Here is a 25681-nt window from a genome sequence, read left to right as displayed (position 1 = left end):
TCTTTAAGCAAGAGTTTAAATAGTCGTTCCTGCCATGGACACTTTTTCCGAATTTAAAGACTTAATGCAAATCCATGATGGCGATAACTCGCGCGTCTATCGCGCTCGTCGAGTCAAAGATGGGCGATCGCTGATTCTGAAAATCCTCAAAGCCGAGCACCCTACACCTAGCCAGATCCGGCGTTACAGACAGGAGTATCGCCTTACCTATCAACTGCAAATGCCCAACATTATCAAAGCCTACGGCTTAGAAGAGTGGCAAAAAACTCTGGTAATGATCGTGGAAGACTTTGGCGGGATTTCGCTCGACCAGTGGTTGCAGCAGCGCCAACAAAGCCTGACTGTAGGTGAGTTTTTGCCTTTGGCGCTTAAAATTGTGGATGGGATAGCGCAACTGCACAGTCAAAACATCATACATAAAGATATCAATCCTGCTAATCTTGTTTTTAATCCAAAGACGGGACTGCTCAAATTAATCGACTTAGGCATTTCTACACAACTCAGTCGCGAAAACCCGACACCGAGTACCCCAAATGCTCTAGAGGGAACGTTCCCTTACCTTTCCCCAGAGCAAACTGGACGCATGAATCGGTCATTAGATTACCGCACGGATTTTTACTCCTTGGGCATTACCTTCTACGAGGTATTGACAGGTACGTTGCCATTTACCAGCAGCGATCCCATGGAGTTGGTACATTGTCACATTGCCAAACAACCTGTGCCGCCGCATTTGTTGGCTCATACAAAAATACCTAAAGCGATCTCAGATATAGTCATGAAACTGCTGGCAAAGAATGCTGAAGACCGCTATCAGAGTTCTAGGGGACTCCAAACGGATATAGAAAAATGTTTGGGGCAGTGGGAAAAGACGGGAGCGATCGCTCCCTTTACCCTCGGCTGCAACGATATCTCCGATCTCTTGCAAATTCCCCAAAAGCTCTATGGCCGCGAACGGGAAATTGCCGCATTACTCACAGCATTCGATCGCGTAGCATGTCCAGAGGACAATTGCGTTACTGTCCAGGGGCAGGTGACATCAGCAGCGGGGCTGATCGTCGTTACTGGTTACGCTGGCATTGGTAAATCTGCGCTAGTAAAGGAGATTTGCAAGCCAATTACCGCCAAACGGGGCTACTTTATTAGTGGGAAATTTGACCAGTTTCAGCGAAATATTCCTTACTCGGCTTTGGTAAATGCTTTTGCCAGCCTGGTGAAGCAACTACTCGGCGAGACAGAAGCGATCCTAAAACAATGGCGCGATCGCTTATTAGCAGCATTAGGCGCGAACGGGCAGGTGATAATTGATGTCATCCCCGAAGTGGAGTTAATCATCGGCGTGCAACCTGAGGTTCCCAGTTTGGGTGCCAGCGAATCGCAACATCGGTTTAACTTAGCTTTCCAACATTTTATTCAAGCATTTTGCAGCCCAGAACGTCCACTGGCGATTTTTCTGGACGATCTTCAGTGGGCGGATTTGGCAACGTTGAATGCGATCGAACGCTTGCTGGGAGATCGCCAGATCGACTCTTTATTACTGATAGTTGCCTATCGCGATCGCGAGGTATCGGAGAGCCATCCCATCACCCACATGCTCGCACAACTGCGTCAAAAAAGAGTCAATCTCGAAACAATTAACTTGACACCATTGCGCTTGTCGCACGTCGAGCAACTGATGGCTGAGACTTTACATAGCGAGACTCAAGCAGTCAGCAGTTTGGCTGAATTGGTGATGCGCAAGACTGAGGGGAATCCATTTTTTGTGAATGAGTTTTTGAAAACTCTGTATAGCGATAATTTACTGGCATTCGATCGCACCATAGGAAAATGGCACTGGGATGTAGCCCAGATCGAAGCGATGGGGTTCACGCATAATGTGGTGGAGATGATGGTCGGGCAATTGCAGAAACTGCCGCCATCCGTACAGAAAGTGCTGTCCCTTACGGCCTGTTTGGGTTCCAAGTTCGATCTAGACACGATCGCGTTGGTGGAAGAACGGATGAATGCGGAAGTTTTTGTCGATATTAAGACAGCGATGGAACGGGGTTTTTTGCTGCCGCGATCGCCGCTCGATGAGAACCTCCTGATTCAGGATTATCAATTTGGGCACGATCGGATTCAGCAAGCTGCTTATTATCTGATTCCGAAAGTAGAAAGAGAGAGCATTCACTACAAAATTGGGAAATTACTGCGACAACATTGGTCTCCCAAAGTCAGAGAGGAGCAAATTTTTGTCATCGTAAATCATTTGAATCATGGGATTGCTCTGATTACCGACCAGATCGATCGCGATCGACTCGCAAAACTCAATCTCATGGCTTGCCGCAAAGCCAGAATGGCGATCGCCTATCAAGCGGCGGGCGAATATGCCGCGATCGCGCTAAATTTGCTGGGCAGTGCAGCCTGGCAACGCCAATATGAGACAGCCTTAGCCCTGCACGAACTTGCCGCAGAAGTGGCTTTATTGTGTGGGGAATTTGACCAGATGAATCGATGGGTGGATGCCGCGATCAATCGTGCCAGGACTCCATTAGAGCAAGTGGGCGTTTACCTCGTCAGAATTCAGGCATTATCGATTCATAATAGGCTTTCAGAAGCAATATCTGTCGGCCACTCAATTCTAACAGAATTAGGAGTTCGGTTGCCCAATCCCCCTAGCTCTGAAGAGATTCAGCAGGCAGTACGAGAAATTAACTCCTCGATCGGCGATCGAACCATTGAGGAGCTATTTCACCTTCCAGCAATGGTGGAGCGTGAAAAGCTAGCAATTATGCAGGTTGCTGCCGCGATTGGGCCAGCTTGTTTTATGCTTGGTTCGCCTCTGTTTCCACCGCTGATTGCCTTATTGGTAAATTTATCGATCCGATATGGTAATAGTACTGCTTCAGCCTATGGCTATGCTTGTTATGGACTATTTCTCAACAGCTTTCTCCAGGATGCCAGCACATCCGGTCAGTTTGGCAGACTGGCCTATCGGCTTGCCTCGATCTCCGATGCCAAAAATATGCGATCCGAAACTTTTGCCATAGTTGGACTCTTTTTACACCATCGACAGGCGCATCTACGAGAAACCCTACCCATTCTTAAAGCAGGCTATCAAGCTGGGTTAGAAGCTGGCAATCTTGGATTTGTCGGGCATAACGGTAATGGATTTTGTATCAATTCCTTCTGGTGCGGTAAACCGCTAGCGGAATTGGAAACCCAGATTCGGTCATACCATCGACAGTTCCTTGACTATAACCAATTCACCGCAGCGAATTACTGTTCTATCTATTGGGAATCCATCCACTTCCTACTTGGCAGTCCGGATGCGATTGAGTTCTCCTCTAGCCAAGGGCAGATATTTGATTCCAAAAATTCAGCGGCAATATTTCAATTCCATCTATACAAGGCTGTTTTGAGATTTCTAATTGGAGATATCGCACTAGCCTCAGCAGATATAGCTCAAGCCAGGCTCTATCTCGCGGCTGGCGTACAAACTATTACCGAAGCTATTTTTTATTTCTATGACTCCCTGATCGCGCTAGCTACTTTACCGAAATTGGATGCGGAGTTGGCACCCCAATGGCAACGAGTCCAGGCAAATCAAGCCAGATTGCACCATTGGGCAGAGCACGCCCCCATGAACTATTTGCATAAGTGGCAGTTAGTAGAAGCCGAAACTTGCCGAGTGCTGGATCGAAAATTGGAAGCGATCGAACTTTACGATCGCGTGATCGCTGGCGCGATGGAACAGCAGTACATTCAAGAAGAAGCACTCGCCAACGAACTTGCCGCCAAATTCTATTTGGATTGGGGCAAAGAAAACATTGCCCGCACTTACATGCTCGATGCCCGCTACTGTTACCTGCGTTGGGGATCGATAGCCAAAGTCGAGCAACTGGATGCCCATTATCCTCAGCTACTGAAATTTCCAGGATATCAAGCATCATCCCATCCGTTTGCAACTGCCCAGATCGCGACTGGTGGCAGAAGCGGAGCCGAACTCGATCTGACCACGGTGATGAAAGCATCGCAAGCGATCGCGACGGAAATTGTCCTGGAAAAACTCTTGCAAACTTTGATGCAAATTTTGTTAGAAAATGCTGGCGCACAAACAGGTTGTCTGCTATTGCATACTCCGTTGGATTCAGGTGAGTTGGGCACATTTGCGATCGCAGCGCGTAGCAGTACCGATCCCGATCGTGCTTCGCTCTCACAATCAATTGGCGAGATTATGCCAGAGTCAGTCCTGTATTATGTCGCCCGCACGCAGGAAAGCATCTTACTGGATAGTGCTGTGGAGTCGGGCAACTTCGCCCACGATCCCTATATCCAATCCGCCAAACCTCTATCAGTTCTCTGCTACCCGTTAATCGATCGGGGCAAACTAGTAGCGATTATTTATCTAGAAAATAACCTCACCACTGGAGCCTTTACAGCAAATCGCATCGAACTCTTGCAGTTGCTTTCTGGTCAAGCCGCGATCGCTCTGGAAAACGCCATTCTCTATGCTGAGAAAGCTGAATACACCCGCACGCTCGAACAAAAAGTTAGAGAGCGCACTGCCGAACTCCAACGCGCCAATCAGGAACTATCAAACTTAGTAAATCTGGATGGACTGACCCAAATTGCCAATCGCCGTCACTTCGATCGCTATTTTGCTCGAGAATGGCAACGACACCTGCGATCGCAAGAACCTTTAGCGCTAATTCTCATTGATATCGACTACTTCAAGCGCTACAACGATTGCTACGGACACCAGCGCGGTGATGATTGTTTGCTCCAAGTGGCGCGAGCAATTGCAAAGGTTCTCCAACGACCTACAGATTTAGTTGCTCGCTACGGTGGCGAAGAGTTTGCGGTGATTTTGCCCAATACCAGCACAGACGGTGCATCAACCGTTGCCGAGTCTATCCGTAGGGCGATCGCTACTCTCACCATTCCCCATGCAGATTCTGCTGTAAGCCAGCATGTCACTTTAAGCCTGGGGATTGCTAGCTTCATTCCCACCCCAGACACAAGCACTGAAAATCTAATTGCCAATGCAGATCGGGCCTTGTATGCAGCCAAGTACCAGGGACGCGATCGAGCAAGTATCTGCCATTAAATACCGCTGGGAACCCACTAGCCAAGCTTGCTCAGATTGCGGCTTTAGATGGGGAAACTCGATCTTTCGATTCGTTCAGTGCTTTGTTTGAATCCCCCTCAAATAAGTTTGACTGCATCGTTTCCGGGCAGTATTTTTATAGCAAGTGTTTCTGTGTTTTCTATGAGTCTTAAAGTTGGCGATCTCGCTCCTGATTTCAGCCTACCGGATACGGAGGGCAATGTTGTTAATCTCCAGGATTTACGAGGTAGTTGGGTAATTCTTTACTTTTATCCCCGCGATAACACCCCAGGCTGCACAAAGGAAGCATGTGCCTTCCGCGATGCCTATGCGGAATATCAAGCTTACAATGCTATAGTCTTGGGAGTTAGTACCGATGACGCTAAATCCCATAGTAAATTTATCACCAAGTTTCAGTTGCCCTTTCGCTTGTTGTGCGATGTGGATGCAACGGCGGCAACTGCCTACGAGAGCTATGGACTCAAGAAGTTTATGGGTAAAGAATATATGGGTATCACCCGCAACACCTTTGCGATCGATCCGACAGGTAAAATTGCTAAGATTTATCTCAAAGTTAAACCAGAAACCCATGCAGCGCAGGTGCTTGCTGACCTCGACACCCTAATTAATCAAAAGAGCTAATCGACTATGAGCATGCCGTCCTGGCAGATCCGCGATCGCGCTTTTGTGTGGGATAAGCGTACTTATCTCATGGGTGTCATTAATGTTACGCCAGATAGCTTTAGCGATGGTGGCCTGTTTAATTCGGCGGGTGGCGCTCTAGCCCATGCCGATCGCTTGATTCCCTACGCAGACATTCTTGATATCGGTGGCGAGTCTACACGTCCGGGCGCGGAAGCTGTAAGTACCAGTGACGAGATCGATCGCGTCCTCCCAGCGATCGAGGCAATTCGCAGCAAGTATCCAGATATTCCCATTTCAGTTGATACGACTAAGGCAGCAGTGGCAGAGGCGGCGATCCAGGTTGGGGCTGACATTATCAATGATGTCTCGGCTGGCACGCTCGATGTCAATATGTTGCCCTTAGCCGCGCGGTGTCGGGTTCCCATTATCCTCATGCACATGCAAGGGGAGCCGCGCACGATGCAAATGAACCCCCACTATCAGGATGTAGTTGTTGAAGTGAGGCAATACCTAGCCGCTCGGATATCTCAGGCGATCGCGGCTGGAGTTCCCCCACATCTGATTGCCATCGATCCTGGTATCGGTTTTGGTAAGACCCTAGAACATAACCTGGAGTTACTGCGGCATCTATCCGAACTGCAACAACTCGATTGTCCCATTTTAGTTGGGGTATCGCGTAAAAGCTTTATTGGCAAGCTGTGCAATCAGCCCGATCCCACTGGGCGACTTTGGGGGACAACCGCCGCCTGTACTGTGGCGATCGCGGGGGGAACGAATGTGCTACGCGTGCACGATCCCAGGGAGATCCGCGACATATGTCGCGTCAGCGATGCCATTTATCGACGGATTTGACCGCTATATCACAGAACTTTTGGTTCTCAACTACCCGCCTTTTCATAAGCGGCAACGATGCGCTGCACCAGTGGATGTCGTACGACATCCGATTTATTAAACATCACAAAGGCAATGCCCTCCACGTTCTGTAGAAGCTCCTTGGCAACTACTAAACCTGACTTTTGGGGGGCTGGCAGATCGATTTGGGTAAGGTCTCCCGTCACTACCATGCGCGACTTGAATCCCAGACGAGTTAGTACCATTTTGATCTGGGCCGGTGTAGTATTTTGCGCTTCGTCCACAATGATAAAGGAGTTATTGAGCGTACGTCCTCGCATATAAGCAAGCGGTGCTACTTCAATGATGCCCCGTTCCATCATCTGGGGTATTTTCTCAGGATCGATTAACTCGTAGAGAGCATCGTAGAGCGGGCGCAGATACGGACCGATCTTTTGTTGCAGATCGCCCGGTAAGAATCCCAGCCGCTCTCCTGCTTCTACAGCAGGTCGCGTTAAAATTAAACGCTCCACCTCATTATTTTGCAGCGCTTGCACGGCTGCCACCACCGCCAAAAAGGTTTTACCCGTACCAGCCGGGCCAATACCAAATGTCAGATCGTGGTTGGAGATCGCCTGCATGTACTGCTTTTGTCGAAATGTCCGAGACTGAAGCATTTCGCCGCGACGGGTACGGGCAATAGTAGGGCGATCGCTCCATTCCTGCATCCGATTCGTATCGAGAGCTTGCTTGGCTGCTGCAATATCAACGGCAGAAATCTCGCGATCCTGCAACCATAATTGTTGTAACCCGTAGATTAGCTTTTGACAGATAGCCACCTGTGGCTCAGTTCCACCAATCGTGAGTTCCTGGCCGCGCAGCAACAGCTTAGCACCAGTTAGCTTGGCAATCAGCTTGAGATTTTCCTCCCGCTCGCCCGCCAATCGCATAGCACTGCTTGGTGTCGGTAAAAGAATGACTGTAGGAGCGTCCATGTTTTGACTCTATGGCTGCACCAGATTCTCGGCTCCAGCTACCAACTTAGCAGAGATAATTTTGTCCCCTAGTTTGAGGTTGCGCAAAACCTCTTCCCCTTCGGTAACGTAGCCAAATGCCGTGTAGTTGCCATCAATCAAGTTCAAACCCGCAGGCGTAAGGTCAGATTCAAACAGGTAGATAAAAAACTGTGAAGAACCACCATTAGGATCGTTGCCGGGATGTGCCATTGCTAGCGTGCCATAGGCAGAGAAGGGCAGGACAGGGGTGACGCGATCGAAGCCCGCATCGGCAAGAGGCTTGCCATATATGGGTTCTTTTTTACTGGGAATGCGAATTTCTAGCGGTACTGTACGGACTTTGCCAGTTTTTTTGTCAACAAAGCCATCGGCATCGCCAGGCGGATCGCCTGCTTGCAAGAAATAGTTATCGTCAGCGCGGTTAAACACTAAGCCATTGTAAAATCCCCGTTGCACGAGATCGGCAAATTGCCCTGCATTTACAGGAGCGCTGAAACCATCTAGGGTCATTGCGATCGCTCCTTTTTCGGTTTCCATCTCCACGATCGCCCTGCCTTTAAGCTGAGGTAAATTAGCATAGGCATCTGGCACTTGGAAAGGGAAATTCTGTACCATTTGACTTTCTAATAAGCCAACATACTCTAATGACTTCTCTACCAGAGGCTTAACTTTGTTGCGGTCCTTGGCAGCGACTGCTTCTTGTAGAGGGATGAGTGTTTTATTTAAATCCGCAAGGGTAGCGATCGCTGCTTCTTTTTGAGCAGGAGCAACGCTAGCTAAGATTTTGTCACTTTGCTGTGTCAGCGTTTGAACGACGTTATCGACATCACTAGATATGTTACCCCAGCGCTTCAAGTTAGTTTGACGGGGCAATTTTTCTAGTTTTTGCTGCACGTCGCGTATTTGCGAGTTTTCAATTGGCAGCGCTTGGCGCAGGAGAATTCTGGGATCTTTGATTGCAGTTGTAGATGGCAAGGCTGCAATTAGTGCCGCCTCACTGGGCTGTGCGTAGAATAATACTGCTGACATGACTACAGCAAAGGCAACAGCAAACATGCCTAACAGCCGCTTTACGGAAAACTTTTTGCTAAACATTGCACCCAAATTTAACGAACTAGCTAATCCCACCATAACATCGTCGGGATCTTCTGAGTGCAACTGGTTCTTAACTAGTTTTAAATGGGATCGATAAGTCCGTAACTAAAGGTAGGCGATCCGAATCGATTATTAGGGCCAGTACGAATATTTTGGACGGCGATCGCTTTACTGACCGGGTAACGATGCTATGGGAATAGCGACCAATCCAGCAAATACGAAGTTCGCCACTAAAACTGGAAAAAAAGCTTAATTCTTAAACCTAACGAGTTGCTTTTTAGCAACTTGTAACAGCAGCAACAAATACAAAAATCGATCGCGTTTATGTTCAAGGGTATGGTACCTCTCTGCGTAAATAATTTTTCTCCTACTAAGCTGGCGGAAATTTCACTATGACAGCACAACGCGAAGATCTCTATATGGAGGTCATAAACCAACTGCTTGCGTGTCCGAATGGAAAAGAACCCGAAATATTGGATAGCAACATGGAATTAATTGATGCTGGTTTAGTCCAAACTATGACTAAAGTAGCAGCATATTTCGCTCATCACGATAACCCCGATAGCGCTAAATTTTTAGTCCATGTTGCTCGGGAATTAGCAATACAATTAGGATTATTTCCCGAACAACCAACCCAACAGTTAGAAACTTAATTGCCAGAGATAAATGGATAATTCAAGTCTACAATAATGGCGAGCGAGTACGACCCGAGCTACACTTTTTAGCTGAATATCCAGAGAGTATTGCCAATGCGATCGCGATCGAATGTCAAAATCAATTAGCTGTTGCGCGTAAATAATCTTCTTTTTATGGAATTATGGAAATTTTAGCCTCAGAGATACTGGGAACTAATAAGTTTGACCAGTGCGTGCTTAACATGGCCTCGATCAATATCTGCGATCGCGAAAGCAATCTCGGTCAAGAAATGTTCGGGTTATACCGCGACTGGAAAACTGAAACTGACGAAGCAGTTGTCAATCCCTGGTTAGACTTGCATCAATTTACGATTTTTATTCCCCATCCCGACCAACAATATGATGGGATAACTCTGGGAGAGGGTTTAACTAAAGGATATAACCTCGAAGTCAAACCAGTCAGGGATCCCAGCAAAGTGCCTTATAAAATTCCAGAAGGCGGACATTTTATTGTTGTTTTCAAACAAAGGAGACTTGATTCTGAATTTCAGATCGCAGCTACTGGTATTTTCGTACGACCTTTGGCCGCGATCGCGCTCGATGTCATTCTCGATCCGGATAAAGGTCAGTATCAGTCTCTCATCGTCAAGCATCCAGTTATCAGAAATTATCCCGATGGTTGGGAAGAAAAGCTCGCTGCTTTTCTCAAAGAGGAAATCGCGAGCTACGACCTCCCAAGTATTGTCGGTCATGTCGATCGCGGCATCAATCGCGACTACCGATCGCCTTCTTGGGATGAGATATATTTGGCAGAAACTGGATTTGCGTTTTTTTAATCTATGACAAAAGAATTTTCGCGATCGCCAGACGATCTCCCCCCCTCTCAAACAACGCAAATAGATAGTTTCTTGCGCAGGCAATTAGAAGTAGCGATTGGCAAAAACTTTTACGATGCTTGTCCTAATAAGATTGAAGTATTACTCTCTAGTTGTGAATGGTATTTTACAACTGATTCCAGTGCCATGACCTTAGTAATTAACTGCCCTGACTTAAAAACTAGTTGGAGCGTACTGAACGAAGTTTTCGCGATCGCCACTACCCTCAAAAGCTTTGTCAGTATCGGCAAAATCCGCATTTCTCCTCCACCTAGTAAAGGCGATCCTTTTGAGATGAGGATTGACGAACTTGATATCTATCGAGACTAAGAGCGAATAGACGTTCGGTTGGAGAGATAGCCAGTTAATAGATTGGCGGCTGACATCAGAGGAGGATGAAACTCGGCAAGATTTGCAACCAGGTCAGGCACTAAGAGGAGAAACTAGACGCTCTAATGCTGCTTTTGCCGCTGCCATGTCGTATGGGAAAGGTCGCCGTAAAGGAGTGTAGTCTCGTTCGTGTACCTTGCCATGACGCAATACCGCATTGACCATAACGCAAGGCTCCTCGCTAAAGTTAATAGCAGCATGAGGAATATTAGGCGGTATTTTTACTACGCATGGCAGATGTTCGCTCATGCCAATGTAGCTATAGCGGCGGTTTTGCAGAATCACCAATACAAAGCTGCCTCGCACTACCAGTAGCTGATCGGTTTGAAAATGATGCACGAACAGATCGTCGTTTGCCCACGGTTTCACCTGTACCAGCATTGTTTCGTGACAGCTTTGCGGCGTGTAGAACTCCGCCATTCCACTTTTCATGGAGGTAAGGTACTTGATTTCAACACCATCGATCGCACTCATAGAAATTCCCTCAATCAGGTAGCGCTGAAAGTTAGGTTAGTGTATCTAATTTTTAAGATTTGTAATTTATGTTGCCAAAGCGATCGAAATATGATTTGTGTTGAGGCCAATTTTTTTATGCCAAATCCTGGGTTGCCAACCCCTTTTTACTCGAAGTCCGCCTGCGCGGACTTTGTTTGTGTAGCCGAACTTCCAGTCGCCAGACGATATTAGGGGTAATTAATGCGGATTTGGGAGCGGACTAAACCTGTGACAAAAAGAGGGTTTGTAGGTTAGAAATCCTCTTAACGCAGAATGCGAAACAGGAGGAGTGGATTGAGTATGGTTGAGGCAGTTTGCAGGATATCGCCGAAGGTAGCAACATCAGTTCTCGGCACAATTACCACGTCGCCTTCCTGTACCTGCACGTTGTCGCTCAAATTACTCAAATCCAGACCTTGCTTTACAATCGTGCCATTCTCATTTAGACGCACGTAGGCAACCGCAGCCAGGTTGGCCTCCTTAGTGGGGCCGCCCGCTACGCCTACAGCCTTAGAAATGGTACTGTCGGGAGCCACCTGATGTTCGCCTGGGGATTTTACCTCACCAAATACTGTAATCCGAACAGTCTTAGGTGCAAGTGTAGAGCGACTCAGTAATTTTGGATCGATTTCTGTTGCCTCGGTTGCTTTAGGAATAAACAGCGTATCTCCATCGCGCAAGATGATATCCGGCGTATTAGTAGCCGATCTCACCGCTTCCCACAAATTAAGCTTAATCGATACGGTTTCGCCAGTGAACTTTTGGCGCTTGAGTACTACATTCCTAACATCAGCGTTTTTGGTAATACCGCCCGCCGAAGCGATCGCCGTGCTCACCGTCGGGATAGAGCCAGCCGTGACAACACTTTCCCCAGTCGCCGAGGTCGTACCCTCGCCTGTGAGTGCCCTGAGTTGAATTGGCCCCGGTCGCTGTACCTCGCCAGTGATATTGATGAGTAAAGGTCGCAACCTTGACACTCGCACGGTTACAACTGGTTCTACTAGTAGGGTTTGCAGTTGAGCTGTAATATTTTGAGTTAGTAACGCAGGAGTTTGTCCGGCTGCTGTCATTCTGCCCACCACGGGTAGCGTAATGGTGCCGTCAGGTAAAATTAGCTGCGTACCAGTATATTCATCGTAGCCAAAAACCCTGATGTCAAGTTCATCGCCTGGGCCTAACAGGTAGTCGGAAGCGGCTTTAAATTCATCTTCGGGACTACCAACTGGCGTACTGGCAGGCGTAGCAAGTTTAGGATCGCGGTAAGGGATGGCAGGTAATGCTGGTGAGGTTGAGTCGGTTACCTTGGGCGATATTTGAGGTAACGTACTGTTTCTAGGTATTACTTTGACTGCACTATTGCTTATTTTTCGGTTAGGAACTGATGCTTGAGCTTCAACTCTTGTAGATGTCAAACTAGATATCATTACTACTGTTAGTGCAGTACATGAGATATATGACAAATAATGTCGATCCTGACACAAGCTAACCATAGACTGCTCCAACTCCTTCAACTCCTCACCATCTGCTGCCTTTAACAATCTAAGCAGGCGTCTGAACGTGAAATGCTGTTCGATTAATATCAGTGACAACACGAGATCGTTTGCTATAGTGCAAAGAAATCAAGAATTTCCACATAATTGTTACAAAAAGCCACATTATATTATGACAAATTTGCCGCAAAAAAGTGGCAGGTTGTGCTCTCGATTCCAAAATGGCAAAATCAAAGTCACGCTACGTATGCACTCAGTGCGGTTCCGATTTTCCGCAAATGTACGGGCGGTGCCCTGACTGTAGTAGCTGGGGATCCATTCTGGAGCAATCCGTCGAAGCGATCGCGCCTGGGAACCCCAATCTTTTAGCTAGCCGCCTTACCCAGCGCCAAACTAAAGGTGCTGCAGCACCTGCCACTCCCATGCAGTCGCTGACCCTGACCCAGATTGATGATTCGCATCAAACCCGCCTACCGTCAGGCTATGAGGAGTTGGATCGCGTGCTTGGCGGCGGCATCGTTCCCGGTTCGCTCGTCCTGATTGGCGGCGAGCCTGGGATTGGGAAAAGTACGTTACTGTTGGGGGCAGCGCAAAGGCTAATGCGTAAGTACCCAACTCTGTACGTTTGTGCAGAGGAATCGGCACAGCAGGTCAAACTGCGATCGCAACGCCTTGGCTTGCACGAACGGGACGCTCAGAATCTTTACTTGATGCCGGAAACCGACCTCGAAACCATCGTGTACGAACTGCAATCCCTGCGTCCGCCCGTAGCCGTAATTGATAGCATTCAAGCGCTTTATTTTGCCAGTCTCAACGCTGCACCCGGTTCGGTATCGCAGGTACGAGAATGTACGTCCGTCCTGATGCGGGTGGCGAAACGCGAAAATATTACCCTGTTGATCGTCGGACATGTCACGAAAGAAGGGGCGATCGCGGGGCCTAAGGTGCTGGAGCATCTAGTGGATACAGTTTTGTATTTTGAGGGCGATCGCTTTGCTACCCATCGCCTACTGCGATCGGTCAAAAATCGCTTCGGTGCCACTCAGGAAATCGGCATCTTTGAAATGGCCGAGTCGGGTTTGATTGAGGTGAGCAATCCTTCAGAATTGTTCTTAGGCAACCGCGAAGAACCCGCACCCGGTACTGCCACGATCGTTGCCTGTGAGGGGACACGCCCCCTGGTCGTGGAGCTGCAAGCGCTCGTCAGTCCTACCAGTTATAGCTCGCCGCGCCGCACTACAACAGGGCTTGAAACAAATCGGTTCCTGCAAATTCTGGCAGTTTTAGAAAAACGCATCGGTATTCCGCTATCTAAGCTCGATGCCTATCTAGCATCGGCGGGAGGGATTAATGTAGCGGAGCCAGCCGTAGATTTGGGGGTGGCGATCGCCGTTGCTGCTAGTTTCCGCGATCGCATTGTCGACCCGCGTACGGTACTGATTGGCGAAGTTGGCTTAGGCGGTCAGGTGCGTCCGGTCTCGCAACTCGACTTGCGCCTCAAGGAAGCAGCCAAACTAGGCTTCAAACGCGCCATTATTCCCAATATTCAAGTCACGCAAGACTATGGTTTAGAACTCGTCCCAGTCGGGAAAGTCATGGATGCGATAATTGCTGCCTTGCCTCGCACGGTTACTTCCTCTTCTGACGATCCAAACGATTGAGTTAAGATCGAGTCATATCAAACTTCTTGACCTATGACGATCGCCAACACCCCACCCACCTTAAGTCTACCGGATCGTACTCAACTGCCAGAGTTCGATGGTATAGCTATGACCAATAGGCTTAGGACGGGGTGCAGGGGTGGAACACGGCAGTGGCTCTAGCGGGGAACCCCCAAGACTGCCCTGCCTCCCCTGCGTGGGGGCGCAGCCCCCACACCCCCTGTCCTAACAGATCTGTCTACGGCTATACCTTTGTGAAAAACTTTCAAGAACACCCTCAAAGCATACTTACGATCGCAAGGATTTGACCCAGATCGTCTACCTGAGGGTTAGGGGCGATCGCTTAAACGTTTAAGGAGATTTCTGGTAAAGGAAATACCCGCAGGGGCAGCGCACCCATGCCTGCCATTGATCGATCGGGGCACCCACAGGGGGGTTGCCCTTACAATTATCGGTATATTTTTTCATAGCAATCTCCTAAGCATTATTGGGGATCGCAGAGTCGAGTATCGGTATTTTACGATCGGTATTTTTGCTAGATGATACCCCTATAAAGTAGTATTAAATACGTAATAAGCAAAGATTAAGAAAAAGGGATCGAGTCAGTTCTATGAGCACTAAGCCAGGTCGCGTTGTTTTAATTGGAGTAGCCGGAGACTCTGGATGCGGTAAGTCTACTTTCTTGCGTAGATTAAAAGACTTGTTTGGCGAAGAATTCATGACTGTCATTTGCTTAGACGATTATCATTCCCTGGATCGCAAGCAACGTAAAGAAACGGGCATCACCGCCCTCGATCCCCGCGCCAACAATTTCGATCTGATGTACGAGCAGATCAAAGCCCTCAAGAGTGGCGAGTCAATTATGAAGCCCATTTACAATCACGAGACTGGCGCGATCGATCCCCCCGAGCGGATCGAGCCCAATCACGTCATCGTCATCGAGGGCTTGCATCCCCTTTACGATGAAAGGGTGCGTACTTTGCTAGACTTTAGCGTCTATCTCGACCTCAGCGATGAAGTGAAAGTGGCGTGGAAAATCCAGCGCGACATGGCAGAGCGGGGTCATACTCTAGCGGATGTTATGCAAGCGATCGAAGCCCGTCGCCCTGACTTTGATGCTTACATCGATCCTCAAAAAGCCCATGCTGACGTTGTCATTCAAATTCTCCCGACTAACCTGATTAAGGATGACAAGGATCGGAAGGTATTGCGAGTTCGCATGGTGCAAAGGGAAGGTATTGAAGGTCTAGAACCAGCTTACCTATTTGACGAAGGCTCCACCATCAGTTGGACTCCCTGCGGCAAGAAACTAACTTGCTCCTACCCTGGCATTCAACTTTACTATGGTTCCGACAGCTACTACGGTCATCCCGTTACCGTTCTGGAAGTTGACGGCCAATTCGATCGCCTTGATGAAGTTATCTACATAGAAAATCACCTCAGCAACCTTTCTACTAAGGAGTACGGCGAATTAACTCAATTGCTGCTCAAGCATCCCGACTATCCAGGCTCAAACAACGGCACTGGTTTACTACAAGTAATAGTCGGTCTGAAGATGCGCGCTACCTACGAGCGTCTCACCCAAAAAGCTCCTGAAAAAGTCGCTGTAGCTGCCTCTTAGACCAGATTGCAATCTAAGGCGTGATAAAATTCGATAGGTACTGAGTGCTGAATTAAGGTAGTCTCGGTACCTATTATGCTAGTTGAGTCTGCCATGCACAATGTCATGTCACCTTCGCAATATCCAATTTTTGGCCCAGAAATTAGGTGTCCCCATTGTAGACAGACGATTCAGGCACTAATCTTAACCGATACTTATTTGTGCCCTAGGCATGGGGCATTTGAAGTTAAATCTGCCACCAAAGACCTCATACATCTGCAATCAGAGCGTCAGTGGCGGCTTTGGGATGGTGAATGGTACAGGCAGCACACTCACCCCGACACGATTCGCTTTGAAATTCACGAATATCTCGATAAGCTGTATACGCAAGGCTACCGCGCCACTAAAATTACAATTGCGCATCGCTATAAGAATCTAGTCAGTAACTATCTTGAACGCAGTGACGATAGCAGTACTCTGCGCTTGTACGGCTTAGTTGTGGAATTTAGCCCTCACGAAGACGTAGAACCCCGCTGGAGAGTTGTCAATTTCGACCTTGACAAAGAACCCGGTGCCCCAATTCGCTACCCTTCCTTTCGGCCTTTTTAAAAGGAACTAAGTATGCGCGAATCATGTTGGAGAATTAAACCTTAAGCCTCTACAATTAAGTCTGAATCTAGCAGAGCTAATTTTGAAAGATCATGGGTGAATCTAAGCGTCGCAAGCAAGCATTAGGAGATGACTATGGTAAGTCAGAGCCTATAGCGTCATGGCTACCTTTCTTGACCAAGCAAAAAGCAGAGCAGTTTGTCCAGATTACGTCTACTGGTGCCTGGATTGGCATCGGTGTCATGGTTGCGTTCTGGATCGTGGTGCGATTTATTGGCCCCAGTTTTGGTTGGTGGGAAGTGGTGCAATAAGTTGGCAGACGTTATTCCCCCTCTAACTGAAATTCCTTTTGCGCCCTATTTAGATGAATCCGGCAATATTTCACCGGCTTTAGAAGGCAAGATCGGGGTCTATGCGATTTTCGATGCCGATAAGTGCTTGCGATATGTAGGCATCTCTCGCGATATTGCCAGCAGCCTCAAGCTGCATATAGTTCGCGTGCCGTCCCAGTGCCATTGGCTAAAATTTACCACCGTTACTAAGCCCAGCCGTACGGTTTTAAGTGAAATACAAGCGGCCTGGTTCGACGATCTGACTGCAGATACTGACTTGTGGGAGCAGCCCCTGGATTGTCGCCGATTGATGAATGACGATGAGAAGCATCAACTAGAGCAGGCAATTAATGAAGCAGAACAGGAGAAGGTACTGAAAAATGTTGCCCGTCGCGTAGAGAAAGATATTCTCGCCCAACTTGCCGAACGAGGTGCAGCATTTGAGGTGCGATTTAATCCTAAACGCAAGAGTGAGGGGATATTGGATATTAAGTGAGCGATCTATGAGCTGTTATCTGCTGATTCCGGCGGCGGGAAGTGGTAAGCGTATGGGTAGCGATCGCAACAAGCTACTCCTGGAACTTTTAGGTAAACCAATCTTGCAGTGGACTCTAGAAGCGGCGATCGCCGCCACTGCCATCGACTGGATTGGCGTAGTCGGTCAACCCTGCGATCGCGAAGGCTTTCAACAAATTTTCGATCGATTGGAGCGCGCTAAACCAATTGCCTGGATTCAAGGTGGGGCTACTCGTCAAGAATCGGTATTCAATGGCTTGCGATCGCTGCCCGACCATGCCAACCGCGTACTGGTACACGATGGTGCCCGCTGTTTAGCCACGCCAGAATTATTACAGCGCTGCGTTACGGCGCTAGACACATGTTTGGGGTTTATTGCGGCAGTGCCAGTCAAAGACACCATCAAAATTGTGGATGCGGGTGTAGTAACGGATACGCCCAGCCGCGAGTACCTTTGGGCAGCCCAAACCCCCCAGGGATTTATTGTCGATAAACTAATTGCCGCTCACGAACGAGCAGAGGCACAGGGATGGGAGGTAACTGACGATGCCGCTTTGTTTGAAAAAGTCGGTTTACCAGTGCAAATCGTCATGGGTGAAGAAACCAACCTGAAAATTACTACGCCACAGGATCTAGCGATCGCCGAGTTTATCCTCAAATCTCGTGGCAATACCCATAGAAGTAGCGATCTATAAAATGTGTTACCTTGGGTTCATTATGGGAGGCGCGATCGCAAATGACTATCGCAACTACAAAAAAGCTAACCTTTGAGGAATACCTGAACCTCTGTGAAACGAGTCAAGAGCGCTACGAATTAGTTCGAGGGGAATTGCATCTGATGACTCCACCTGCCTGGCTGCATTTCCTCATTGCCGATCGTCTAGTCACTGCCTTTAAGCAAGAAATCGCCCAAAACGATCGCCCCTGGATTGTCGTGCAAGGGGCTGGCTTGCAGACAATGAATGACACTTCACGCTTGCCAGATATTGCGATCGTGCCCTTTGATGCCATTTCAGACTGTCTCGATCGGACTGCTATTCTGACGGTTGCTGCGATTTTGGTTGTGGAAATTGCGAGCGATAGCACTGCGTTGCAGGATTACCGGGAAAAGGTAACAGAGTATCAGAATAGAGGAATTCAAGAGTACTGGATTGCCGACCCCGATCCGTTCGGGGCAGCAAAGTATATCGGTTCTCCCAAGCGCCCGACCGTAAGCGTCTATTCATTGGTGAATGGGGGCTATCAAGTTAACCGCTTTCGCGATCGCGAGCGTATTATCTCTCCCACATTTCCTGGGTTGCAACTAACCGCAGCCCAAATTTTATGGAAAGATGACGAAGTCAAACGGAATTGCTAGTCACAATTTAGCAGGTAGTTCGCATCCCAGATTTAACCCTTACGATCGAACAGCTTGCGATCGCTGCCGGACAATTTTAAGTGGGGTTGCAACTTTTGGGAGGCTGCTTTGAGCGATAGTTCCCATTGGGCAAATCCGCAATTTGCCCTTGCGCTTTGGCAAGGGCTAGAGCGCTTAAGCCCAGTCCGCTCAGGACGCGATCGCCGATAGAGTTACAACTCGAGCGATTGTTAGCGACATGTCAGTTTTAACTTTTCAATTTGCGTAGCGCTACCAGGAGTTCGCTATCTTCGCGCTTAAATACGGGAAGAAACTCGATGTGCTTGTACTGGACGATGCCGTGGACATCGATGATAAAGTAGGCGCGCTTGCTACCGAATAGTCCGGCAACACCATATAGCTGGCTGACCTGCTTATTGCGATCGCTAAGTAGGGGAAATTCTAGACCGAGTTTTTTAGAAAATTCGATGTGCTTCTCGATCGGATCGGCACTGATGCCCAAAATTTCAGCACCCGACTCTCGAAACTTGGTCCAATCGTCGGCAAAGCACTGCATTTCGCTGGTGCAAACAGGAGTAAAGTCACCAGGATAAAAGGCCAGTACAACATTGGTTTTGCCCTGGTAGCGACTGAGTGTAATATCGCCGCGATCGCTAGGCAAAGTAAAATCCGGAGCTTTTTGACCTATTTCAACAGCCATGTAATTTTTGTAAATTCGACAGAACAAATTTACAAACCATATTAACTTGAGTTGTGGATTAGGGAAGAGCCGACATTTACCAATGCTACAATCTATCTGTTATCAGAGAAGGAGGAGTTGTCATGCTTAGCGCCCTTTCTGAAGCTGTAAGTAAGGCGGCTGAGGCTGGTTCAGGTTCAGGTCGATTTTTAAGCAACCAGGAGTTTAGCACCCTAAGCGCCATACAAGATTTAGCATCTGAATCCAAGAGTCGAATAGATATTGTTAAACGCATAACCAGCAATGCAAAGGTTATCGTCGCCGACAGTGCTCGTTCTCTGTTTGCCGAGCAGCCACATCTTATTGCTCCTGGTGGCAATGCTTATACCAGTCACAAGATGGCTGCTTGTTTGCGTGACATGGAGTATATCCTGCTTTATATCACCTATGCCATGCTTGTAGGAGATTCCAGCGTTCTAGACGATCGCTGCTTGAATGGTCTCCGCGAAACCTATTCAGCTCTGGGTGTTCCCGGTGCTTCCGTCGCACGTGCTGTGCAAAATATGAAACGCCTTACTCTAGATCTTTTTGCTGACGAGCAGCAGAATTTATCGGTTTTGCTTGCTGAGTTAGCGTCTTACTTTGACCGATCTGCTGCCAGTGTGGGGTAGATGACGAGAAACGATCGGCGATATCAGGGGAGGTAGAAAGTTTTAGCACTTATTAGGGACTGAGTAATTAAGCCTCTTCTTGGTTTGGTTGTTTTTGTTGAGGTGAAACTAATTCTATCGGTGAAATGTTAGGTAGATAGTTAGGTAGTTTAGTATTAGTGTATGTGGAAGCTTTATCAAGCTGGTCTTGGGTTAAGTTATACACGGTTTCCAGATTAATGCCACTGAGGTCAGCCCCTGTGAGATCGGTATTTTCAAGATTGACCCTTGTGAGATGAGTTTTTTCTCCTTTGGGAAACTTAGTGAAGTCGGTTTTGTTGAGAGCAACATTCCTAAGCTTAGCGTTCTTGAGGTTGGCACCATCAAACTTTGTCTCAGTGACAATACTATTACTGAAGTCAGCATCACTGAGATTGGCACCACTAAAGTCTGCTTTACTGAGGTTCACTTCAGTGAAATTGGCACCTCTAAGATCCGCTCCGACAAATTTTGTTTCAGTGAGAATGGCTCCGACAAATTTTGTGCTTGGAAGACTAACTCCACTGAGGTCAACTCCACCGAAGTCGACATTGCTAAAGTCGGCTGTTTTGAGCTGTCCTGTCTGAGGATCTGTTTCGCTAAATTTTACATACTTGAGCTCAGATACCTTAATAGGCTCGCCTGTCTTAGAGTCTTTACCAGCAAATCTTGTTCGTTGGAGAATAGCTCCACTAAAGTTGGCAAAGTTGAGGATGGTTTCCTGGAATGTAACATCGCTTAGATTTGCGTTACTAAAGTTAGCATAGCTCAGGTCGGCTCTACTAAAGTCAGCATAGCTCAGATCGGCATTGTTAAAGTTAGCTCTTTGAAGATTCTTTCCTTTGAAGATGAAATGAGTTAATATCATCCAACTAAAATCTGCACTGCGTAAATCGAGATTTTTAATTTTGTCCTGTTTTAGAACAAAATTCAGTGCAGCTTGAATATCTGTTGGGGGGAGAGTTAATATCTTTTGCTCTAGAGTTGGCGAATTGCCTGTCGTCTGCGTGTTGGACGGAGTGTTTTCTGTTTTCTTCCATCGTGCTGTAGAGCGTTCGCGTACAAAGCCCGCCAAAATATTCATAATTCCGTAGTCTTTCTCCTTGGAGTCTTTAGTAATCTGTTCCAGTGCATAAATTCCACCTAGCCGAACTTCTATCTTGTCACTTCCTAATTGATCTACTGCTTTGCTGAATCTCTCGGTAACTTGCTTCTCTTCTGAAACCCTAAGATTCTCCTGTGCGTTGAATCTCTCGGTAACTTGCTTCTCTTCTGAAACTCTAAGATTCTCCTCTGCAACTTTAAGATTACGAAAAGTAAGATAGGCTGTTATAGTGAAGAAAAATAAGCCTCCAGCTTGAAGCAACCCGCCAACTACAGCATTACGAGTGTTAATCCAGTCTTTCTCTAAAGCAATTCGATCTTTCTGTAGAGAAATTCGGTCTTTTGTAGCAACTGTAGCAGGGAGAGCACTTATTTGCTGTCTTAACTTCGCTAAACCCTCGTTTAGTTGTTTTTTTAAGTTGATATCCGATATTGCGTTAATCTGACTTTCCAACGCAACAACTTTTTGATTTAGTTCATCTCTATGAATTGCTTCCGATCGTAAAGCATCAATATCCCTGCTTAGCTGATCGATATTGTTCTCGAGCTTAGAGATACTTTCATTCTGTTTTGAATATAGAAAGAATAGAAATGCTCCCAGCGCACATAGTACTAACAACAGCCCAATCAGTTCTGATATATTTATTTTTTCGCTTCCTCGATCGGACATTTTCTGTAATCCTTGCTTTCTGGATATTTCAAGATTAGCTTTAATAATGTCTTGTAATGGACATTTTTACAATTAACAGCAAGAGAAAAGGCTAGAATAGAAAGGCTTGCTTTCATATCCCGTCAAAGTCTATGCTATTACCTGTTGCAGTAGCCTAGCCTATGCATTTCTGGCGCAATGTTGCTTTTGCCGCTTTCGGCGGCATTCTCATGGGGTTAACCCCCGACCCATTTAGCCTCTGGATCCTGGCTTGGATAGCGCTAATTCCCCTGTGGTTGCAAACGCAACGCCTCAAAGTTCGCGATGCTATGCGCATGGGTGCCGTTTGGGGTTTGTTCTATCACGGGATGGCACTGTTCTGGATTACCGGCGTGCATCCGATGACCTGGCTGGGCGTACCCTGGTTGGCAAGCCTGGCGATCGCTATTACAGTCTGGCTCATTATTACGTGCGTGGGTTTGGTGCTGTCCGGTCTGTGGGCAGGAGGGATGGCATGGCTGACTCCCAAGCTCTCTGTTCCCGGTCGCGTCATCGTGGCATGTGCCATGTTTTGCGGTTTGGAAGTCATTTGGAGTTGGGGACCGCTATATTGGACGGCTCTGGGCTACACTCAAAGTCCGCACGACCTCCTCATGCTGCAAATTTCCAAACTATCGGGGCAGCAAACAGTTACGGCGGCGATCGTGGCGGTTAATGGCTTATTAGCTGAAACGATTCTCCGTTTTCGGAGCGAATCGACGCGCCATAAATGGAGATACGCTCAGATCGCACTAGGATTGTTGCTGTGCGTAGGTTTATACGGTGCCTATGCTATGCAAAGCGATCGAATGGCTGCGGATAATGGCAGAGCGATTAAGGCGGGCATTATCCAGGGCAATATTCCCAATCCCGTAAAGCTCAAGTTTGATGGATTGAAGCTGGGCGTAGAGCGCTATACCCAAGGATACGAGCAACTGGCGCGAGCAGGCTCGGAGATCGTTCTTACACCGGAAACAGCCTTGCCATTTCTATATCCCGATAGCGATCCTCGGCGATCGCCGTTCGATCTAGCCGTCCAAAAATATAAAGTCCCTACCTGGATGGGAGGTTTTGGGAGATTGCGGCACCCGGATGATGGGAGCAATCCCTTTGGTTATACGAATAGTCTCTTTTTGTTGGACGGTACTGGCAAAACCTTGGCTCAGTACGACAAAGTTAGACTCGTTCCCGTGGGGGAATACATTCCCTTTAAAGCGATTTTAGGAGGTCTAATTAAGCGGTTGTCGCCTCTTAGGGGGGAAGTGGAAGCTGGCAAAAGCGATCAAATCGTCGATACGCCTTGGGGGCGAGTGATTATGGGCATTTGCTACGAATCGGCTTATCCCAGTCATTTCCGCTATCAGGCCGCCGCCGGCGGCCAGCTAATTTTTACCGCTTCTAATAACGCTCACTATGCCGAGACGATGCCAGCCCAGCACCACGCTCAGGATGTTGCTCGTGCGGTTGAAAGCGATCGCTGGGCCGTACGCGCCACTAACACGGGTTATTCCGGCATTGTCGATCCGAATGGGCGCACGATCTGGCTCTCCGGCATCAATACCTACGAAACCCATAGCGATACAGTCTACCTGCGCCAAACCCAAACGCTTTATGTGAAGTGGGGCGATTGGCTCACACCTTTACTGAGTTTGTTAAGTGCAGGTATATTGCTCAGAACTTACATCCCACTAACCAGGAAATAAGATTTCTGAGTATTGTCGGTCTATGAGGTGTACTTCCTCCCCTGAGAGTAGCCGATCCCATCGAGTAAAGATCGAGCGATCGGCGAACATGTGGTACAATAAGTCGTACGCGTTTAAGGATATTATATGGAAATTATCAGCACGAGTGAGGCTAGAGCTAATTTGTTTAGCCTGGTAGAGCAAGTTAATAAAGACCACTTACCGCGAGTGATTACCAGCCGGAAAGGCGATGCTGTTTTAATATCTAAAGAAGATTGGGAAAGCATACAGGAAACAATTTATTTGCAATCTATACCTGGTTTAGTTGAGACCATTAGAGAGGCTGAGCGAGAAAATGATTGGGTGTCTGAAGAAGAATTTTTGCACGTATTAAATGGAATGGGAAATTGAATTTAGTCGGCAGACACTCAGGGACGCTCATAAGTTGAAATCTGCGAATTTAGCAGCCAATCTTGCCTCTTTACTGGAGATCCTGAAACGCAACCCCTACGAACCACCGTATGAAAAACTTTCAGGCAACTTAAAGGGTTATTATTCAAGGCGAATCAACATCAAACATCGACTGGTTTACTCAATTGACGACCAGGCTCAAACGATTAGAGTTGTGTCTGTTTGGTCTCATTACGAATAGTTGAAGATAGCGATTTTTAGCTTAGATTTGGTATAAAAAGTTGTTGTTTACGTTCACGCTAAAAAAAATTCATAATGACAAGGCTCAATATCCCATTTTTCACCTTTTGCACTAGTTTACTGTCACTCTCTATTCTTGCCTATAAGCCTTTCTCAGCCAGTGCCGACTTGCGCTCTGCTACACCTTTAAATAGAGATATAGAACTCCCAAATAACTGTAGGGTGGTCAACGCCCACTCTATAAATTGTACTTCTGGAACAGGTAACTTCTGGGCTGGAAATAGCCCGAATTCTAAATCAGATGCTAAGTCCGTACAAACTAAAGCATTTCAAGCCCATGAAACCAGCGTTCTGAATGTCAGTTTTAGTCCCGATGGCAATCTGCTTCTGACTTCATCATCGGATGGCTCCACCAAGGTCTGGAGCAGACAAGGTAAGGTCGTAATTGAGATTAGACCCGACGATAGTATTATCTGGAGTGCTAGCTTTAGCCTAGATGGGAAAACTATTTTGACCGGAGCGCAGGATAAAATCGCCCGCCTCTGGGATCTCCAGGGGAAACTAATCCAGGAATTTAAGGGACATAAAGACTGGGTAAATAGTGCTTATTTCAGCCCCGACAGTCAGTTCATTCTCACTGCCTCCTCTGACAGCACGGTGAAGTTATGGAATCTTAAGGGAGAGATAATTAAAGATTTTAAAGCAGGTGAGGGGCAAATCTGGCAGGCCATCTTTAGTCCCGATGGCAAATATATTGTCACGGCAGGTTCTGACAATACCGCTAAACTTTGGGATTTGCAAGGAAATGCGGCGGGACGCATCCCGAAGGGAATCGCCACGTTTAAGGGGCACCAGGATTGGGTCAGGCGCGTAGCCTTCAGTCCCGATGGCAAGTATCTCGCCACCGCATCCTCGGATAATACGGCTCGCCTGTGGGATATCAATGGCAAAGAGATTGCCCAGTGCAAAGGACATACTAGCGTAGTGCGCAATGTCGCCTTTAGTCCTGATGGTAAATATCTCGCCACAACATCCCAAGATGGAACGGCTCGCATCTGGGATTTAAATTGCAAGCAAATCGCCAAGTTGGAAGGTCATAGCGATTGGGCGATCGGTTTGAGTTTCAGTCCCGATGGCAAATCCCTTGCCACCTCATCCGCCGACTTTACTGTAAGGATATGGGACTTAGCCTTCCTCTCTACTAGAAAGTAGAGCCGTTCCAACCCCACATGGAGCCTTTAGAATCGGCAAATTCTATGTAAATGCGATTAGATGGAACGCCCAAACCTTCACTTAGCTTTTGGCAGAAGTCCTGGCTCATTGCTTTGGTTTGTTGAGGGCTCATGCTACCCACATTTTTAATCTCGACGTAACAAGTTGGAGCGCTCGTGCCGCCAAAGGTCATCGTAGCATCGGACTCCAAAGCCGTCATGACATACGACTCGGGTTTCCCTAAATGCTTAGCGAGAGCGGCAGAAAGACTTTTGAGCATGGTTTCCACTTCAGATTGCGCCGGAGCAGTTGCAGAAGTTTGCACTTTGATTAGAGGCATATG

At 47.6% G+C, this 25681-nt stretch carries 25 protein-coding genes and 1 pseudogene; 19 read left to right on the top strand and 7 right to left on the bottom strand.

Annotation, left to right across the window (positions count from 1 at the left end; all coding sequences use genetic code 11):
• Window positions 1-34 precede the first annotated feature (34 nt).
• From PSE6802_RS0101390 to folP, 4 genes and pseudogenes are all read left to right on the top strand, one after another.
• A complete protein-coding gene (locus PSE6802_RS0101390; RefSeq protein ID WP_019498291.1) occupies window positions 35-5086 on the top strand; it encodes a diguanylate cyclase domain-containing protein in 5052 nt (1683 codons plus the stop codon).
• A gap of 4 nt (window positions 5087-5090) precedes the next feature.
• Window positions 5091-5179, top strand: a pseudogene (locus PSE6802_RS35710) (RNA-guided endonuclease InsQ/TnpB family protein); the annotation flags it as partial.
• A gap of 69 nt (window positions 5180-5248) precedes the next feature.
• Window positions 5249-5728 (top strand): thioredoxin-dependent thiol peroxidase, encoded by a 480-nt coding sequence (gene bcp / locus PSE6802_RS0101385; RefSeq protein ID WP_019498290.1) that lies wholly within the window; start codon window positions 5249-5251, stop codon window positions 5726-5728.
• A 6-nt stretch (window positions 5729-5734) separates the two neighbouring features.
• Window positions 5735-6583, top strand: coding sequence for a dihydropteroate synthase (gene folP, locus PSE6802_RS0101380; RefSeq protein ID WP_019498289.1), 849 nt, complete (start codon window positions 5735-5737; stop codon window positions 6581-6583).
• A 26-nt stretch (window positions 6584-6609) separates the two neighbouring features.
• Here folP and PSE6802_RS0101375 read toward each other — a convergent pair whose 3' ends face one another.
• Window positions 6610-7557 carry a PhoH family protein gene (locus tag PSE6802_RS0101375; protein WP_026102982.1) on the bottom strand — a complete coding sequence of 316 codons (948 nt, stop codon included), beginning with the start codon at window positions 7555-7557 and terminating at the stop codon, window positions 6610-6612.
• 9 nt (window positions 7558-7566) lie between these two features.
• On the bottom strand, window positions 7567-8736 hold the full coding sequence (locus PSE6802_RS0101370) for a peptidylprolyl isomerase (protein ID WP_225902623.1): 1170 nt from the start codon (window positions 8734-8736) through the stop codon (window positions 7567-7569).
• A gap of 329 nt (window positions 8737-9065) precedes the next feature.
• On the opposite strand from PSE6802_RS0101370, the gene PSE6802_RS0101360 reads away from it, so the two are divergent.
• The 3 genes from PSE6802_RS0101360 to PSE6802_RS0101350 all read left to right on the top strand — a co-directional run bounded on the left by PSE6802_RS0101360 (window position 9066) and on the right by PSE6802_RS0101350 (window position 10513).
• Window positions 9066-9326 carry a hypothetical protein gene (locus PSE6802_RS0101360; RefSeq protein ID WP_019498285.1) on the top strand — a complete coding sequence of 87 codons (261 nt, stop codon included), beginning with the start codon at window positions 9066-9068 and terminating at the stop codon, window positions 9324-9326.
• 164 nt (window positions 9327-9490) lie between these two features.
• Entirely contained in the window at window positions 9491-10144 is a 654-nt protein-coding gene (locus tag PSE6802_RS0101355; protein WP_019498284.1) for a hypothetical protein, read from the top strand.
• Window positions 10145-10147: 3 nt separating this feature from the next.
• Window positions 10148-10513, top strand: a complete 366-nt coding sequence (locus PSE6802_RS0101350) for a hypothetical protein (protein WP_019498283.1) — start codon at window positions 10148-10150, stop codon at window positions 10511-10513.
• Between the two features lie 93 nt (window positions 10514-10606).
• Here PSE6802_RS0101350 and PSE6802_RS0101345 read toward each other — a convergent pair whose 3' ends face one another.
• Together PSE6802_RS0101345 and PSE6802_RS0101340 are read right to left on the bottom strand one after the other, a co-directional pair.
• Window positions 10607-11047: a cupin domain-containing protein gene (locus PSE6802_RS0101345; protein WP_019498282.1), complete on the bottom strand. Its 441-nt coding sequence runs from the start codon at window positions 11045-11047 to the stop codon at window positions 10607-10609.
• 284 nt (window positions 11048-11331) lie between these two features.
• Window positions 11332-12558 (bottom strand): polysaccharide biosynthesis/export family protein, encoded by a 1227-nt coding sequence (locus PSE6802_RS0101340; RefSeq protein WP_225902622.1) that lies wholly within the window; start codon window positions 12556-12558, stop codon window positions 11332-11334.
• Between the two features lie 221 nt (window positions 12559-12779).
• Here PSE6802_RS0101340 and radA point away from each other — a divergent pair, with 221 nt between their 5' ends.
• The 7 genes from radA (at window position 12780) to PSE6802_RS0101305 (ending at window position 18633) form a co-directional block, all read left to right on the top strand.
• The gene (gene radA, locus PSE6802_RS0101335) at window positions 12780-14219 is read left to right on the top strand and encodes a DNA repair protein RadA (RefSeq protein WP_026102980.1); all 1440 of its coding nucleotides are present in this window, start codon (window positions 12780-12782) and stop codon (window positions 14217-14219) included.
• A 610-nt stretch (window positions 14220-14829) separates the two neighbouring features.
• Window positions 14830-15840: a phosphoribulokinase gene (locus PSE6802_RS0101330; RefSeq protein WP_019498279.1), complete on the top strand. Its 1011-nt coding sequence runs from the start codon at window positions 14830-14832 to the stop codon at window positions 15838-15840.
• Between the two features lie 105 nt (window positions 15841-15945).
• Entirely contained in the window at window positions 15946-16428 is a 483-nt protein-coding gene (locus tag PSE6802_RS0101325) for a TIGR02652 family protein (protein ID WP_026102979.1), read from the top strand.
• Window positions 16429-16520: 92 nt separating this feature from the next.
• Window positions 16521-16739 (top strand): DUF2839 domain-containing protein, encoded by a 219-nt coding sequence (locus tag PSE6802_RS0101320; protein ID WP_019498277.1) that lies wholly within the window; start codon window positions 16521-16523, stop codon window positions 16737-16739.
• Window position 16740: 1 nt separating this feature from the next.
• Window positions 16741-17256, top strand: coding sequence for a GIY-YIG nuclease family protein (locus tag PSE6802_RS0101315; protein ID WP_019498276.1), 516 nt, complete (start codon window positions 16741-16743; stop codon window positions 17254-17256).
• Window positions 17257-17263: 7 nt separating this feature from the next.
• On the top strand, window positions 17264-17971 hold the full coding sequence (gene ispD, locus PSE6802_RS0101310) for a 2-C-methyl-D-erythritol 4-phosphate cytidylyltransferase (protein ID WP_019498275.1): 708 nt from the start codon (window positions 17264-17266) through the stop codon (window positions 17969-17971).
• A gap of 41 nt (window positions 17972-18012) precedes the next feature.
• Complete coding sequence (locus PSE6802_RS0101305) at window positions 18013-18633, top strand: Uma2 family endonuclease (RefSeq protein WP_019498274.1); 621 nt, start codon at window positions 18013-18015, stop codon at window positions 18631-18633.
• Window positions 18634-18880: 247 nt separating this feature from the next.
• On the opposite strand, the gene PSE6802_RS0101300 is transcribed toward PSE6802_RS0101305, so the two are convergent.
• Window positions 18881-19333, bottom strand: coding sequence for a peroxiredoxin (locus tag PSE6802_RS0101300; protein WP_019498273.1), 453 nt, complete (start codon window positions 19331-19333; stop codon window positions 18881-18883).
• 122 nt (window positions 19334-19455) lie between these two features.
• On the opposite strand from PSE6802_RS0101300, the gene PSE6802_RS0101295 reads away from it, so the two are divergent.
• On the top strand, window positions 19456-19983 hold the full coding sequence (locus PSE6802_RS0101295) for a globin family protein (protein WP_019498272.1): 528 nt from the start codon (window positions 19456-19458) through the stop codon (window positions 19981-19983).
• Between the two features lie 67 nt (window positions 19984-20050).
• On the opposite strand, the gene PSE6802_RS0101290 is transcribed toward PSE6802_RS0101295, so the two are convergent.
• Entirely contained in the window at window positions 20051-21775 is a 1725-nt protein-coding gene (locus PSE6802_RS0101290; protein WP_019498271.1) for a pentapeptide repeat-containing protein, read from the bottom strand.
• Between the two features lie 161 nt (window positions 21776-21936).
• On the opposite strand from PSE6802_RS0101290, the gene lnt reads away from it, so the two are divergent.
• The 4 genes from lnt (at window position 21937) to PSE6802_RS0101270 (ending at window position 25338) form a co-directional block, all read left to right on the top strand.
• The gene (gene lnt, locus PSE6802_RS0101285) at window positions 21937-23496 is read left to right on the top strand and encodes an apolipoprotein N-acyltransferase (protein ID WP_019498270.1); all 1560 of its coding nucleotides are present in this window, start codon (window positions 21937-21939) and stop codon (window positions 23494-23496) included.
• A gap of 126 nt (window positions 23497-23622) precedes the next feature.
• Window positions 23623-23886, top strand: a complete 264-nt coding sequence (locus PSE6802_RS0101280; RefSeq protein ID WP_019498269.1) for a type II toxin-antitoxin system Phd/YefM family antitoxin — start codon at window positions 23623-23625, stop codon at window positions 23884-23886.
• Window positions 23870-24127, top strand: coding sequence for a Txe/YoeB family addiction module toxin (locus PSE6802_RS0101275; RefSeq protein WP_019498268.1), 258 nt, complete (start codon window positions 23870-23872; stop codon window positions 24125-24127). The genes PSE6802_RS0101280 and PSE6802_RS0101275 overlap by 17 nt, the downstream gene beginning before the upstream one ends.
• Before the next feature lie 74 nt (window positions 24128-24201).
• Window positions 24202-25338, top strand: a complete 1137-nt coding sequence (locus tag PSE6802_RS0101270; RefSeq protein ID WP_019498267.1) for a WD40 repeat domain-containing protein — start codon at window positions 24202-24204, stop codon at window positions 25336-25338.
• On the opposite strand, the gene PSE6802_RS0101265 is transcribed toward PSE6802_RS0101270, so the two are convergent.
• Window positions 25328-25678 carry a phenylpyruvate tautomerase MIF-related protein gene (locus PSE6802_RS0101265; protein ID WP_019498266.1) on the bottom strand — a complete coding sequence of 117 codons (351 nt, stop codon included), beginning with the start codon at window positions 25676-25678 and terminating at the stop codon, window positions 25328-25330. The two genes, PSE6802_RS0101270 and PSE6802_RS0101265, sit on opposite strands and share 11 nt — an antisense overlap.
• Window positions 25679-25681: the final 3 nt, after the last annotated feature.

Origin of the sequence: Pseudanabaena sp. PCC 6802 (genome assembly GCF_000332175.1) — a bacterium.
Taxonomy (GTDB): domain Bacteria; phylum Cyanobacteriota; class Cyanobacteriia; order Pseudanabaenales; family Pseudanabaenaceae; genus PCC-6802.
The sequence above is the reverse complement of the archived record's forward strand: the minus strand, read 5'-3'. Positions and strand labels throughout refer to the sequence as shown.